The following is a 14,074-nucleotide window of genomic DNA, read 5'->3' on the forward strand; positions in this document are numbered from 1 at the left end:
GGTGTGCCGCGCGTGAATGGGCCGCTGATCGTCCAGTCCGACAAGACCCTGCTCCTGGAAGTCGACCACGAGCGGGCCGACGACTGCCGTCGGGCCATCGCGCCCTTCGCCGAGCTGGAGCGGGCGCCCGAGCACATCCACACCTACCGGGTCACGCCGCTCGGCCTGTGGAACGCGCGGGCGGCCGGGCACGACGCCGAGCAGGTCGTGGACGCGCTGGTGCAGTACAGCAGGTACCCGGTGCCGCACGCGCTGCTCGTGGACGTCGCCGAGACGATGGACCGGTACGGCAGGCTCACCCTCAGCAAGCACCCCGCGCACGGGCTGGTCCTCACCACCACCGACCGGCCGGTGCTGGAGGAGGTGCTGAAGTCCAAGCGGATCGCGCCGCTGGTCGGCGCCCGCCTCGATCCGGACACCGTCGTCGTGCACCCCTCCGAGCGCGGGCAGATCAAGCAGGTGCTGCTGAAGCTGGGCTGGCCCGCCGAGGACCTCGCCGGGTATGTGGACGGCGAGGCGCATTCGATCGAGCTGCTGGAGGACGGCTGGGCGCTGCGGCCGTACCAGAGGCAGGCCGTGGAGAACTTCTGGCACGGCGGGAGCGGTGTGGTCGTGCTCCCCTGTGGTGCGGGAAAGACGCTGGTCGGCGCCGGGTCCATGGCTCAGGCGAAGTCCACCACCCTGATCCTCGTCACCAACACCGTCTCGGCCCGGCAGTGGAAGCACGAGCTGGTGAAGCGGACCACGCTGACCGAGGACGAGATCGGCGAGTACAGCGGGACGCGGAAGGAGATCCGCCCGGTCACCATCGCCACCTACCAGGTGCTGACGACCAAGCGGAAGGGCGTCTACCCGCACCTCGAACTGTTCGACTCCCGTGACTGGGGCCTGATCGTCTACGACGAGGTCCACCTTCTTCCCGCGCCGGTCTTCAAGTTCACGGCGGACCTCCAGGCCCGGCGCCGCCTCGGTCTCACCGCCACCCTCGTGCGCGAGGACGGCCGTGAGTCGGACGTGTTCTCCCTCATCGGGCCCAAGCGCTTCGACGCGCCCTGGAAGGAGATCGAGGCGCAGGGCTACATCGCGCCCGCCGACTGCGTCGAGGTCCGGGTGAACCTGACCGACTCCGAGCGGCTGGCGTACGCCACCGCCGAGACCGAGGAGAAGTACCGCTTCTGCGCCACGACCGCGACCAAGCGGAAGGTCACGGAGGCGATCGTCCGCCGCTTCGCCGGGCAGCAGATCCTCGTCATCGGCCAGTACATCGACCAGCTGGACGAGCTGGGCGAGCACCTCGACGCCCCGGTGATCAAGGGCGAGACGTCCAACGCGCAGCGCGAGAAGCTCTTCGACGCGTTCCGCGAGGGCGAGATCAGCGTGCTCGTCGTCTCCAAGGTCGCCAACTTCTCCATCGACCTGCCGGAGGCCACGGTCGCCGTCCAGGTGTCGGGCACCTTCGGCTCGCGCCAGGAGGAGGCCCAGCGCCTCGGCCGCGTCCTGCGCCCCAAGGCCGACGGCCATCAGGCGCACTTCTACTCGGTGGTCGCCCGCGACACCATCGACCAGGACTTCGCCGCCCACCGCCAGCGCTTCCTGGCCGAACAGGGCTACTCCTACCGGATCGTGGACGCGGACGAGATCCTCGCCGGGGACACCGGCTGAGCCACCGGGAGCGCCGCGGCCCCCGCCAGGAACGCCAGCCCCAGCAAGGGGTACGGCGAGGCGAGCGGCTGCTGCCACCAGGGCAGGTGCAGATCGCGGTCGCCCTCGTGGGGGACCAGCCACAGGGTGCGGGCGGTGAAGAGTGCCGCCGTCAGGACCGCGAGGCGGAGGCGGGACTCGGTCAGGAGCAGCACCAGGAGCGGTACGCACCAGACCCAGTGGTGGGACCAGCTGATCGGGGAGACCAGCAGGGCGGTGAGGGCGGTCAGCAGGATCCCGTGGCCGTCCTGGCGGGTGCGGGCCGCCAGCCACAGACCCGCCGCTGCCACGGCCGCCGCCGGCAGGGCCCAGGCGGGCCCCGGTGCCGGGTCGTGCAGGGCGCGGGCGATCAGGCCCTGCAGGGACTGGTCGTCCACGATCCATGACTTGCCCACCCTTCCCGTGTCGTAGAGGCGCCGGGTCCAGAACTCGGCGCTCGCCGAGGGCAGGAGCAGGGCGCCGAGGAGGACCGTGGCGGTGAAGGCCGCCGTCGCCGTGGCCGCCTCCCGCCGGCGTCCGCGCAGGAACAGGTACGCGATGAAGATCGCCGGCGTGAGCTTGATCCCCGTCGCGAGGCCGAGGGCCAGGCCCCTGGCGCGGGTGCCGGGAGCACGGGTGAGGTCCCACAGGACCAGGCAGGCGACCGCCAGGTTGATCTGGCCGAACAGGACCGTCTGGAAGACCGGCTCCAGCCAGAGGGCGAGAGCGGTGGCCGTGCAGAGGAGGGGCGGGGACACGGGACGCGCGGCCAGGCGGGCGGAGAGGGCGACTAGTCCGGCGAGCAGGAGCGCGTTGCCCGCCAGGAACACCGCTTTCAGGACCGGGACGGGGATCCATGCCGTGGGGACGAACAGGATCGCTGCGAAGGGCGGGTAGGTCGCCGGGAGCTGCCACTCGGTGACCGTGAAGCCGTACAGGTCGCCGCCGTGGGCGACGGCCGCGCCCTCGGCCCGGTAGACCAGCAGGTCGGCCATCGGGGCCCGCTGCAGGACGCACAGGGCGGTGAAGGAGGCGAGGGAGACCGCGAGAAGGAGCAGGGGCAGCAGGGCAGGGAGGGGCGTCACCGTCCGTTTCCGCACGGAGGTGACCCTATGCCGTCACCTGCGGTGTATGCCCGCTTCCTCGCCGTACTCGCCGAGGATCACGACGCCGAACGCGGCCTCCACGAACACCTTGACGGCACGCAGGGCGTTGCCCAGCGGGTGGTGGTGGGGGCCGTCCACGGCCGTGGCACCGGTCGGGGGCCGGACAGGGGCTGGAGAGATGGTCGCTGCGCTCATGTCTCCATGGTGGAACCTCGGGTATCGATCCGGTATCGGTCTCCGGGGCCATTTCCGCGGGCCCGCGCGTAGACCTCCGGATGGAGGCCCCCCTACACCGGGAGGGCGGCGTCCCCTAGGGGGCGGGACCCGGCCTCCCGGAGCCGCCGGGGCCGCCGGAGCCCCCGCAGGACACCTCACGGAAATTCGTTGGCCCCCTCCCTGCCACTTCCTCTAAAATCTCCGCTCTTGCCCGCCTCCCCGAGGGAGTGCCGCCGCCCGGCCGGAAACCGGACGGCATTCGTCGTAGCCACGCATCGCACGCAGCAGGCCCACCGGAGGCACTCCCTTGTCCACGCCCGCCCACGAATCGCTGGACGCTCCCCTCGACACCCCGCTCGACGGCTCTCCCGCCCACGAGCGCCCGCACCTCGACGACCCCCTGGCCCGCGAGCGCTCCCACCTCGGCGCGTCCCGGGCCGCCCTGCGCGCCATGCGCGAGGACGTCGAGGCGCTGGACATCAGGGACGTCACCGCGAACTGGGTCAACGCCGAGGTGCTCGCCCGCCAGATCGACGAGCGCATCAAGGCCCTCGCCGACCTCAGCGACACCCCCCTCTTCTTCGGGCGGCTCGACTACCTGCACGCCCCGGGCGCGGACCGGGCCGAAGGGGCCGAGGGCGAGCAGTTCTACATCGGGCGCCGGCACGTCCACGACGCCGACGGCGACCCGATGGTGATCGACTGGCGCGCCCCGGTCTCGCAGCCGTTCTACCGCGCGTCCAAGAAGGACCCGATGGACGTCGGGCTGCGCCGCCGCTTCGGCTACACCGGCGGCGACCTGACCGCGTACGAGGACGAGCACCTGTCGGACCCGGCGGAGGCGGCGGCCACCAGCAAGCTGCTCCAGCAGGAGATCGAGCGGCCCCGCGTCGGCCCCATGCGGGACATCGTGGCCACCATCCAGCCCGAGCAGGACGAGATCGTCCGCAGCGGTCTGGGCGGGACCGTGTGCGTACAGGGCGGCCCGGGCACCGGAAAGACCGCCGTCGGCCTGCACCGGGTCGCCTACCTGCTCTACGCCCACCGGGAGCGGCTCGCCCGCACCGGCACGCTCGTCATCGGCCCGAACAGGTCCTTCCTCCACTACATCGAGCAAGTCCTGCCGGCCCTCGGCGAGCTGACCGTGCAGCAGGCGACCGTGGACGACCTGGTCGCCCATGTGGAGGTGCGCGGAAAGGACGACGCGGCCGCCGCGATCGTCAAGGGCGACGCCCGGATGGCCGGCGTGCTGCGCCGGGCCCTGTACTCCCACGTGACCATGCCCGGCGAGCCGGTCATGGTGGTGCGCGGCTCGCGGCGCTGGCGGGTTCCGGCGTACGAACTGGAGAACCTCGTCCGCGAGTTGCTGGACCGGGGCATCCGCTACGGCGCCGCCCGCGAGGCACTTCCGCAGCGCATCGCGCACGCGGTGCTGGTGCAGATGGAGCGGGCCGGGGAGGCGCCCGACGACCGGGTGCAGGACGCGGTCGCTCGCAACAGCGCCGTGAAGGCGGCCGTCAAGGCGGTCTGGCCGGCCGTCGATCCGGCGAAGCTGGTGCTGCGCCTGCTGACGGACGCCGACTTCCTCGCCGAGCATGCCGGGGGGATCCTCGACGAGGACGAGCAGAAGACGATCCTGTGGGCGAAGCCGGTGCGCAGCGTGAAGGCGGCGAAGTGGTCGGCGGCGGACGCGGTGCTGATCGACGAGGCGGCCGATCTGACCGAGCGTACGCACTCGCTCGGTCATGTGGTCCTGGACGAGGCGCAGGACCTCTCCCCCATGCAGTACCGGGCCGTCGGCCGCCGCTGCACCACCGGCAGCGCGACCGTCCTGGGCGACCTGGCGCAGGGCACGACCCCCTGGGCGACACAGAGCTGGGGCGACGCGCTGGCCCACCTCGGCAAGAGCGAGGGGGTCATCGAGGAGCTGACGGCGGGCTTCCGCGTCCCCACGGACGTCATCACATACGCCTCCCGGCTCCTCCCGCACATCGCGCCCGGCCTCACCCCGGTCGCCTCGGTCCGTGAGAACCCGGGCTTCTTCGAGGTCCGTACGGCGACGGGGACCGCCGAAGTGACGGCCGCCTGCGCGGAGTTGCTGCGCAACGAGGGCTCCACCGGCCTGATCGCGGCCGACGCCCGCGTCCCGGCACTCGCCGAGGCCCTGGCGGCGGCCGGGATCACCTGTCTGGCACCCGGCGAGGAGACCACCCGCGAGACCCGGCTCACCCTGGTCCCGGCCTCCCTCGCCAAGGGTCTGGAGTACGACTACGTGGTCCTGGACGAGCCGCAGGCGGTGGTGGACGGCGAGCCGGACGAACGCACGGGCCTGCGGCGCCTGTACGTGGCCCTGACCCGGGCGGTGTCGGGACTGATCGTGACGCACGCGGCACCCCTGCCCTCGCAACTCGCCGAGTAGGGTGCTGTGCCGTCATGTCATGTCCCCATGAAAAAGGCCTGGCCACCGGACCCTGACTGGCCTGGCCACCGGACCCCGACAGCCGGATCGTGCGCCCGCAACGACGGTGACCGGCACGACCAGGACCTCAGGACCGTGGACTGCGACTCGCCCGAGGCGCAGTTCCGCGTCACCGCCCCGCCGGGCGGCGAGTACGCGGACGGGGACTACATGGCCCACCCCGAGTACAGCAGGAGCGGCGACATCTCGCTGTGCCTGCACCCGCCCGAGTGAGGCAACACGGGCCCCCTCAAGCGGGGGAACGCCAGGCGGTCCGAGGCGGGGGAACATCAGACGGTCCGAGGCGAGGAAACGTCAGGCCGTCCGACGCGGGGGAGCCTCAGGCGGCCTGAAGCGGGGGAACATCGGACGGTCCGACGCGAGGGAGGCTCAGGCCATCCGATGCGAAGAAGCCTCAGGCGGCCTGAAGCGGGGGAACATCGGACGGTCCGACGCGAAGAAGCCTCAGGCCGTCCGACGCGAGGGAGGCTCAGGCGGCCTCGCCGTCCAGGACTGCCCGCCACTGGGCGACCGCCTCCGCCGAGACCGGCCCGTCCCAGCCCTGCGGCCGGGCCGCGCCCCCGATGTGGAAGGCGTCGATACCGGCGTGACGGAGGGCGGGGACGTGTTCGAGGCGGAGGCCGCCGCCGACGAGGATGGTCTGGTCGTAGCCGGGCTCGCCCCGCCGGCCCACCTCGGCGACCAGGGTCGGCAGGCCCTCGTCGACGCCGGTGGGCGAGCCGGCCGTGAGGTAGGTGTCCAGGCCGGGCAGGTCGGCGAGCTGCTTGCGCAGGGCGTCCCGGTCGGCGGCCCGGTCGATCGCACGGTGGAAGGTCCAGCGGCAGCCCTGGAGCGCGGCGACGACCCGTTCCACCGCGGCCAGGTCCACCCCGCCGCCCGCGTCGAGGAACCCGAGCACGAACTGATCGGCTCCGGCCTCCCGCAGCTCGCCGGCCCTCCGGACCAGTCGTTCCACGTCGCCGGCGGCGAAGCCGTCCGCCAGCCGCAGCATCACGCGCAGGTCGATGCGGACGGCGGCCCGGATCCCGGCGACGGTGGCGACGGACGGGGTGAGTCCGTCGGCCGCCATGTCGGTGACCAGCTCCAACCGGTCCGCGCCTCCGGCCTGGGCGGCGACCGCGTCCTCGACGTCGAGGGCGATCACCTCCAGGACTGCACGCTTGCTCATGGCACCCCATTCATCGGCCGGCTACAGGTCTAGTCCAATTCAAGACTACGCCTGCCCCGCACGGGCCCGGGCCACCCCTTCTTCACCCGAAGATGTTCAGTTCCCCCTCCGCAGCACCCGCCAGCTCGTACGCCGCTCCGTCCAGGGGCCGCCCCGAGTAGAGGCGTACGAGCGTGGCGGCGTCGCCGATGTACCGGGCGGGCGGGCCTTCCGCGGTCACGGCCCCCAGCCGCAGCGGCTCGTCCCTGTCGTCGAGATCGGCGTGCAGCGGCAGGTGCTCCTTGTAACGGGTGATGCTGACCAGCAGCGCCAGCGCGTCCGGCAGACCGGCCCCCGCGTACGCCCCCGGCGCCCCGAAGACCTCCCGCACGTCACCGGCGTGCACCCACTCCCCCAGCGCAACCCGGTCCAGCACCCCGCCGGCCTTGGCGATCACCGGGCCGGCCTCGGTCATACCGCGCTCCAGCTCGTCCACGACCTGCGCGTTCGTCCACGAGGCGCGCTCGGCGATGTCCCGGTCGTTCGACTCGGGCGAGAACACGCCCTTCTCGAACCGGCTCTCCACCACCCGCATCAACGCGGCGGAACAGTGCGCCAGCACGTCCCGCACGGTCCAGCCCGGACACGCGGCGGTCGGCAGTGCGAAGTCCGCGTCGGCGCGCGAACGCAGCAGTGGTATCAGGGCGTCCCTCTCGACAGCCAGCAGCCGTCCCGGGAGTTCGGGGTCACGTGCTTGTTCTGCGTGAGTCATGGGGCCCACGCTAGGGGCGACGTCCGGCACACGTCACGAAGAAATCGCCACGGGCACGAAGAGATCACCACCAGCCCGAGGGAATCACCACCGGCCCGAAGGCACCGCCACCTTCCCGAAGGGATCACCACCGGCCCGAAGGCACCGCCACCGGCCCGAAGGGATCGCCACCGGCCCGAAGGGATCGCCACCGGCCGTGGCGGGGCGGAAGAATGGGCACATGGCCGACCTCGACGCCCTGCGCCTGCGTTTCTCCGGCGCCCTGGAAGGAGCCCGCGCCCCCGGCGCCGGCCCCGACCCCGCGCCCTATGCCGACAACCTGCTGACCCGCTGGCAGGAGCCGCAGCGCCACTACCACACGCTGACCCACCTCACGGCGGTCCTCGACCACATCGACGTGCTGGAGAAGTACGCGGCCGATCCGGACGTGGTACGCCTGGCCGCCTGGTTCCACGACGCGGTCTACCACCCCGAGCGCTCCGAGAACGAGGAGCGGTCCGCGCACCTCGCGGAGCGCGCCCTGCCGGAGGCCGGCGTGCCGGCGGCGAAGACGGCCGAGGTCGCCCGCCTGGTCCGCCTCACCGTCACCCACGACCCGGCCGAGGACGACCGCGACGGCCAGGTCCTGTGCGACGCGGACCTCGCGATCCTGGCCGCGGCCCCGTCGGCGTACGCGGCCTACACCGCCGAGGTCCGCGAGGAGTACCACTTCGTCCCGAACGACGCCTTCCACGAAGGCCGCGCGGCGATCCTGCGCCAACTCCTCGGCCTCCCCCGCCTGTTCCGCACCCCCTACGGGCAGGATCACTGGGAGGCGACGGCCCGCTACAACCTCACGGCGGAACTGGAGATGCTGTCTGCCTGAGGCAGGCGATCACTGCTCCAATTCCACCGCTCGCGCTCTCAGCTCCTCGGCGAAATCGTCCCAGTCGGGACCGAAGGAGAGGAGGTCGGCTGCCGCTTCACGCATCAGTTCCGGGTCGTCCGGACGCTGCAGGCAGGCAAGCCTGTACGCAAGATTGCGGGCCCATACCGGCATCGCCATCCAGTCCTCGGCCAGCACGTCATGCAATGCGGAAAGAATGTCCTCAGGTGTGGCGAACGAGATCTTTTCGATGAAGTCTCGCACTGGATCCGGGATCCTTGGAGCGTCTTCTTCGTAAGTGGATTTGACCAGATCTCGCGTCAACCGAGTCAGTTCAGACATGATCCTTATTCATTCAGGGATTGAGCCAATATGTAGCCACACGATACACGTCGTCGGGCGTCTGAGAAACACGATACCCAATACTGTGCCCGCCTATGTTCACCTCACCGTTCCACGGGCCGGCGAACCCCGGACCCACACGAGGTATTGTTCCGCCATTTCCCACGTGGTCATACACGGAGTTGACGATTGCATGCTCAATCTCGTCGGCCGTGAGTCCCGTTGTACGCACATCATTCTGCACACCATCGGGCCCGGTGTGAGGACGGTCAAAGGCATGACCAGTATTGAACTGCCAATTATCGTCGCCGACCGTGGCTGAGCGCTTGAGGTCCTTGCCTTCACCCTTCGACTCGCCGTAGACAACCTTCTTGCATTCCGAAGGCATTAGCCCCAGAGGATCACAGACGGTGTGCGGGTTAATAACGTACGACGAAGAGTTTGGAGCAGCGCTCAGACCCAGCGGGTCTGGCGAGACATACCTGGCCACATCCGGGTCGTAATGGCGGTGCAGATTGTAATAAAGGCCGGTCTCGGAGTCATAATACTGCCCAGGAAAACGGAGTGGTGTGTGGGCAGTGCTTTTCCGTGTCCATGTGGTGGAGCCCCAGAGTGTGACGCGGGTGTGCCAGACAAGTGCTCCTTGCTCGTCGATGAGTTGAGTCGGAGCACCGACCAGGTCCGTGACAATTCCGAAAAAGCGCGAGTCGATCTCGTCTTGCGGGGCATCACCAGCAGTTATTCGTTCGGTTTGGGCAAGTGGCTTGAGGCCATCGTGGTTCCAGGTGAGCGTGACGGGGCTGGGTATGTCCTCGGCGTACGTGGTCTGCTCGCAGAGGATGGCGCCGTCCCAGGTGAAGTCGACCTGTTCGACGACCGTTTCGCCGTCGGCGGCGAGACGCTGCTTGTCGATGCGGCGGGCCAGTGCGTCGTAGTGGTAGCGCCAGAGAGTGCCGTCGGGGGTGACCACTGAGGTGAGGCGGTCCTCGGCGTCCCAGGTGTAGCGCCAGGTGTCGGGTTTGCGGGACAGGCGGGTCTTCTGGCGCAGCGTGATGCGGCCGGCGGCGTCGTGTTCGTAGCGGATGGCGCCCGCGCGGGTGATGCGGGTGCCCTCGTAGGCGCGGGGGCCTCGGGCTTCGGCGCCGGGGTGGGCGTCGGGCCAGTCGGCGTCGGTCTGGTTGCCCGCGGCGTCGTAGGCGTAGGACTCCGACCAGTTGGCCGCGCGGACGGTGGTGACACGGCCGGTGGGGTCGAGGTCGTAGTGGCGGGTGCCGCCGAGGTGGTCGTCGATGCGGGTGACGTAGCCGTCGGCACGGTACGTGTACGCGCGGTGCTGGACGAGGCGGTCGGCCGGCCCGCTGACGGTCTGGGCGGTGAGGCGGCCCACGGTGTCGTAGGCGTTGGTGAAGGTCACCTCGCCCAGGTGGCGGGAGGTTTCGCGGCCGAGCGCGTCGTGGGTGAACATGAGGGTGTGGCCGTGGGTGGTGAGGGCCGTTGCGTTGCCCGTCACGTCGTACGTCCACGTGCTCTCCGTGCCGGCGGGTGTCGTCCGGCTCGTGCGACGGCCCGCTGCGTCGTGCCCGTGCTCGAGCGTGCGGCCGTTGACGGCCTCCGAGACGAGCCGGCCGTGCCGGTCCCGCAGCAGCACCAGGGTCGCGTCGTCGTTGGTGGCCCGGGCCAGCTGGTCGGTGAAGTCGTACTCGTACGTTGTCACCTTGCCGTCGGCGTTCTTGCGGACGACCTGGCCGAGTGCGTTGCGCTCGAAGGCGATGGTCTGGCCGAGCGGGTTGGTGCGGGATGTCAGGCGGTCCGCGGAGTCGTGGGTGTAGAGCTGGACGCGGTCGTCGAAGTCGGTCTCGCGGACCAGGCGGCCCGCCGGGTCGTACTCGTACGTCCAGGTCAGGCCCTGCGGGTTGGTGACCTGGGTCAGGCGCAGGGTGGGGTCGTGCTCAAATTCGTAGCGGACGCCGTCGGGGCCGGTGCGGGCGGTCAGCAGGTCGAAGTGGGTGTATTCGAAGCGGGTGACGCCGCCGATCTCGTCGGTGTGGGTGGTGCAGTTGCCTTCGCCGTCGTAGGCCCAGCGTTCCTCGGTGCCGTCGGGGTGGATGCGCCGGGTGAGGCTGCCCTCGGTGGACCATTCCAGGCGGGTGATCGCGCCGAGCGGATCGATGACCGCGGTGGTACGTCCGAAGGCGTCGTACGTGTAGCGGATGACCGCGCCGAGAGCGTCGGTGACCTCCACCGGTTGCCCGGCCGGGTTGCAGCGCACACGGGTGGTGTTGTCCAGGGGGTCGGTCACTGCGGTCAGGATGCCGGCGGCGTCGTACATGAAGCCGGTCGTGCGACCTGCCGGGTCGGTGACGGATGTGCGGTTGCCCCGGGCGTCGTACTCGTGACGGGTCACGCTCCCGTCGGTGCCCACGATCTTCGTGGGCAGGCCGAGTTCGTTGTAGGTGGCTGACGTGCGTCGGCCGTCGGGGCGGACGATCTCGGTCAGGTTGCCGGCTTCGTCATAGGTGAAGGCGGTCGTGTGGCCGAGGGAGTCGGTGCGGGACAGCAGGCGGTTGTAACGGTCACGGACGTAGTGCGTGCCGGCGCCGAGGGGGTCGGTCTCGGATATGACCTGGGAGCGGTCGTTGACCAGGAAGTGCGTCGGGTGGCCGTGGGAGTCGGTCAGGGTGGTGGTGCGGGTGCCCGTGGCCGGGTCCGGGTCACTGTAGGTGAACCGGCTGTGCACATGGCCGGCCTCGCCCCACTGCTCGATGCAACGGTCCTGGTCGTCGTAGACGTAGGTGAACCGGCTGCTGTTGGTGTCGATCCAGGCCGTGATGCGGCCGGTGTCATCGGTCTCGAAGCGCAGTGGCACTCCGGAGGAGTTGGTCACCTCGGTGAGGTGACCGTCCGTGTAGCCGTAGCGGAGTACGGTCTCTTCCTGGGCCTGGTCAGCCTGGCCCGCGTGGGCCAGGTGCAGGCCGGTGATGCGGCCGTCCTGCGTCGTCAGATTCACGCGGTAGCCGCAGCTGTGCTCGACTGAGCGGGGGGTGCCGTCCGCGCCGTGGTCGAACGTGATCCAGTTGCCGTTGCGGTCGTCGGTCTGCCGCAGCAGGGCCAGGGACTCCGTCTGATCCTCGAAGTGCCAGACGCGGCCCGTCTCGGGCGCAGTCACCGTGTAGCCGTCGGCGACACGGGCCAGCGGCCAGCGGGGGCCGCGCTCCGGCATGACGGGCAGGCCGGGTGCCGGGTGGGGATACGTCAGCAGCATCCCTTCCTCGGCCACGAACACCACGCCCTGTGCGTCGATCTCCAGCCGCTGGTCCAGCGTGCTCGACCACTTCGGGCCGAACCAGCGCCCTGACCGATAGGACGAATTGAAGTACCGCCGGAGGACCAGGGGCAGGTTCCCGGGCAGGCTCAGGTCCGTCTGCGGAAGCACCATGTACCCGGAGGCGACATCCACCGGGTCCTCACGGCACTCCCTCCTCTCGTGCTCCTGCGCGTTGGAGTCGGGATTGTCCTCCGCGTTCTCCCGGGCTGCGTTCCCTTCGGAATTCGCCGCCTCGCCCTCCGCCGCGCCGCGTTCCCCGGCCGTCGCCTCCTCGGCCGCCTTCGCACCGTCTTCCGCGAGCCGGGTGCCGTCGACAGCGACCCCCTCCGCCCCCGCCTCCGGGATCAGGAACTGGGGCAGGAGTTCGCCGCCGACACCGCCGGGATCCTGGAGGAAGGAGTTCCAGAGCTGGTCGCCCGTCTGGCTGGGATGGGTGACCATGTGGACCGCGCCGCCCAGGAGTTCCACCTTGGCCTGCAGGGCCTCATACGGGTGGGTGATCGCGTAGGGGTCGAGCGGGTTCGCGTTGCGGGCCAGGTTGTTCAGGTCACCGAGCCCGCGCACGAAACCGCCGAAGAAACGCATGTCCTCCGTCTTGGCCGCATCCCACACGTCGGCGCCGTCGAGCTTGAGCTGGTTGAGGGCCGACGGCTCGTGCGGGGCGTGCTGCAAGGCGGCCTTGACGCGGCCGGCGGCCTCCGAGGCGAGGTGGGTGCGCTGACGCCGGGCCGCGGCCAGGATCTGCTCGGCCGCATGCCTGGCCTCATCTCCCGGGTCCTGCTCCGAGGGCCTGGTCCCGGGGTCCTTGTCGCCCGCCTCGACCGCGGCGTTGTACGTCTTCACCTTCTGCTCATGGGCCTTCGAGGCGGACTTGCCCTCGCGGTACTTCGCCACCGCCTCCCGCGCCTGGGCCTGCGCCCACTCCACCGTGTGCGCGAAGTTCTCCAGCGCCGAAGCAGCCTCACCGCACGCTTCGGCCGCCTGATGCCACTTGACCTGGTGAGAGGCGAACTTCTTGCGGAACGCGTCGGCCGCCTCGCCCTTGAAGTCCGAGGAGTCCAGATCCTTCATACCGGACGCGACCGCACCGAAGGCCTGCGCGAAATGCTGCAGATGCCCCGCCGTCTCACGCAGCTTCGCCGGGTTGCCGTGGACGAGCTCCTTCGGATCCTCGGTCTCGTCCAGCTGCTGCTCGTCCACATGCGCGCCCAGCCTGGACGCCGTACTGTCACCCCAGTCGTCGACCTTGTCGGCCACACCGTGCGCACCGGCCCAGTCGAACACGTCGCCCACCCCATGGGCACCCTCGTCGATGACATGACCCGTCGTCCGCTTGACGTGGTCATAACCCGACTTGAGCGACCCCAGGGCACTGTTGAACTTCCCCGTCAGCGACATCAGCTACCGCCACCCGCCCCGGTCACGTCCCGCACGGTGGACGGCGTGATCGGGATCGGACTGCCCGGCATCTCGCTCGTCTCCACGTCCGTGAGCATGCCCTTGCCGGTCTGCTTCAGGGAGTTCACCAGGTTGTCGCGGTCCTGCTTGCCGTAACCCGTCGTCATTCCGGCATGGTTGATCTGGTCCACGCTCTCCTTCTCCACCTGGTCGTTGGAGGCGAAGGGGTCCCCGACGGCCGAGTTGTAGGCGATCTTGAACGAGCCCTTCACGTACTCGTCCGTCTGGTGGAACGTGCCGGCCGCCAGCCCCATCCCCTCCGCGAGCGCGTTGCCCTCCTGCATCAGATCCCGCACCCCCCACTGCCAGCGCTCGCAGAAGGTGTGCAGCATCGCGCCCAGAGCGTCGTCACCGACGTCCATACCGTCCATCTCCAGACCGGTGAAACCCCGGCCCGCGCCCGCCCAGCCCTTCATCCCGCCCAGCGAATCCATCTCGCTCAAAGCCTTGTTGATGCCCTCCGCCATCGACTTCAGCCCCTGCACCCGCAGATCCGGCTGACCGCCCCCGCCCGCAGTCGTCACTGCCACCCCTCCCCCGCCGACCGTCCCGTCTCAACACCCAAGTCCCTGTCCAGCACGCCAACAGCACGCGTCCCGGTTCCGGTTCCGGTACCGCCACGTCCGCCCACCCTCCGCCCGCGCCCCCGCATACCGCACCAGCGCCGCCTCGTCCGTGAACGCG

Annotated in this window: 11 protein-coding genes; 4 read left to right on the forward strand and 7 right to left on the reverse strand. The window is 70.2% G+C overall.

Annotation, left to right across the window (positions count from 1 at the left end):
* Positions 1-12 precede the first annotated feature (12 nt).
* Complete coding sequence (locus ACZ7P3_RS24140) at positions 13-1,662, forward strand: DNA repair helicase XPB (protein ID WP_472084914.1); 1,650 nt, start codon at positions 13-15, stop codon at positions 1,660-1,662.
* On the opposite strand, the gene ACZ7P3_RS24145 is transcribed toward ACZ7P3_RS24140, so the two are convergent.
* Together ACZ7P3_RS24145 and ACZ7P3_RS24150 are read right to left on the reverse strand one after the other, a co-directional pair.
* Positions 1,614-2,780, reverse strand: a complete 1,167-nt coding sequence (locus tag ACZ7P3_RS24145) for a glycosyltransferase 87 family protein (RefSeq protein WP_472084916.1) — start codon at positions 2,778-2,780, stop codon at positions 1,614-1,616. The genes ACZ7P3_RS24140 and ACZ7P3_RS24145 overlap by 49 nt on opposite strands.
* A gap of 18 nt (positions 2,781-2,798) precedes the next feature.
* Positions 2,799-2,981, reverse strand: a complete 183-nt coding sequence (locus ACZ7P3_RS24150; protein WP_472084918.1) for a hypothetical protein — start codon at positions 2,979-2,981, stop codon at positions 2,799-2,801.
* A 328-nt stretch (positions 2,982-3,309) separates the two neighbouring features.
* Between ACZ7P3_RS24150 and ACZ7P3_RS24155 the strand changes: the two genes are divergently transcribed.
* Both ACZ7P3_RS24155 and ACZ7P3_RS24160 read left to right on the forward strand, forming a co-directional pair.
* Positions 3,310-5,421, forward strand: a complete 2,112-nt coding sequence (locus tag ACZ7P3_RS24155) for a HelD family protein (protein ID WP_472084920.1) — start codon at positions 3,310-3,312, stop codon at positions 5,419-5,421.
* A gap of 27 nt (positions 5,422-5,448) precedes the next feature.
* A complete protein-coding gene (locus ACZ7P3_RS24160) occupies positions 5,449-5,694 on the forward strand; it encodes an LppU/SCO3897 family protein (RefSeq protein WP_472084922.1) in 246 nt (81 codons plus the stop codon).
* A 256-nt stretch (positions 5,695-5,950) separates the two neighbouring features.
* Here the strand turns inward: ACZ7P3_RS24160 and ACZ7P3_RS24165 are convergent, their stop codons facing one another.
* Entirely contained in the window at positions 5,951-6,649 is a 699-nt protein-coding gene (locus ACZ7P3_RS24165) for a copper homeostasis protein CutC (protein ID WP_472084924.1), read from the reverse strand.
* A gap of 82 nt (positions 6,650-6,731) precedes the next feature.
* On the reverse strand, positions 6,732-7,400 hold the full coding sequence (locus ACZ7P3_RS24170) for a maleylpyruvate isomerase family mycothiol-dependent enzyme (RefSeq protein WP_472084925.1): 669 nt from the start codon (positions 7,398-7,400) through the stop codon (positions 6,732-6,734).
* Positions 7,401-7,620: 220 nt separating this feature from the next.
* Here ACZ7P3_RS24170 and ACZ7P3_RS24175 point away from each other — a divergent pair, with 220 nt between their 5' ends.
* Complete coding sequence (locus ACZ7P3_RS24175; protein WP_472084927.1) at positions 7,621-8,265, forward strand: HD domain-containing protein; 645 nt, start codon at positions 7,621-7,623, stop codon at positions 8,263-8,265.
* Between the two features lie 9 nt (positions 8,266-8,274).
* On the opposite strand, the gene ACZ7P3_RS24180 is transcribed toward ACZ7P3_RS24175, so the two are convergent.
* Genes ACZ7P3_RS24180 through ACZ7P3_RS24190 form a run of 3 tightly spaced genes read right to left on the reverse strand, consistent with a single transcriptional unit; the run spans position 8,275 to position 13,914 of the window.
* Positions 8,275-8,607, reverse strand: coding sequence for a hypothetical protein (locus tag ACZ7P3_RS24180; RefSeq protein ID WP_472084929.1), 333 nt, complete (start codon positions 8,605-8,607; stop codon positions 8,275-8,277).
* 13 nt (positions 8,608-8,620) lie between these two features.
* Positions 8,621-13,330, reverse strand: a complete 4,710-nt coding sequence (locus tag ACZ7P3_RS24185; protein ID WP_472084931.1) for a putative T7SS-secreted protein — start codon at positions 13,328-13,330, stop codon at positions 8,621-8,623.
* Positions 13,330-13,914: a hypothetical protein gene (locus tag ACZ7P3_RS24190; RefSeq protein ID WP_472084932.1), complete on the reverse strand. Its 585-nt coding sequence runs from the start codon at positions 13,912-13,914 to the stop codon at positions 13,330-13,332. The genes ACZ7P3_RS24185 and ACZ7P3_RS24190 overlap by 1 nt, the downstream gene beginning before the upstream one ends.
* Between the last annotated feature and the right edge of the window lie 160 nt (positions 13,915-14,074).

The sequence above is a fragment of the Streptomyces sp. NPDC107581 genome (genome assembly GCF_055657175.1).

Excerpts from the sequence above, each read along its gene's own strand:
- ACZ7P3_RS24150 (WP_472084918.1), bottom strand. The coding sequence starts at position 2,981 with ATGAGCGCAGCGACCATCTCTCCAGCCCCTGTCCGGCCCCCGACCGGT.
- ACZ7P3_RS24160 (WP_472084922.1), top strand. The coding sequence starts at position 5,449 with ATGAAAAAGGCCTGGCCACCGGACCCTGACTGGCCTGGCCACCGGACC.
- ACZ7P3_RS24165 (WP_472084924.1), bottom strand. The coding sequence starts at position 6,649 with ATGAGCAAGCGTGCAGTCCTGGAGGTGATCGCCCTCGACGTCGAGGAC.
- ACZ7P3_RS24170 (WP_472084925.1), bottom strand. The coding sequence starts at position 7,400 with ATGACTCACGCAGAACAAGCACGTGACCCCGAACTCCCGGGACGGCTG.
- ACZ7P3_RS24175 (WP_472084927.1), top strand. The coding sequence starts at position 7,621 with ATGGCCGACCTCGACGCCCTGCGCCTGCGTTTCTCCGGCGCCCTGGAA.
- ACZ7P3_RS24180 (WP_472084929.1), bottom strand. The coding sequence starts at position 8,607 with ATGTCTGAACTGACTCGGTTGACGCGAGATCTGGTCAAATCCACTTAC.
- ACZ7P3_RS24185 (WP_472084931.1), bottom strand. The coding sequence starts at position 13,330 with ATGTCGCTGACGGGGAAGTTCAACAGTGCCCTGGGGTCGCTCAAGTCG.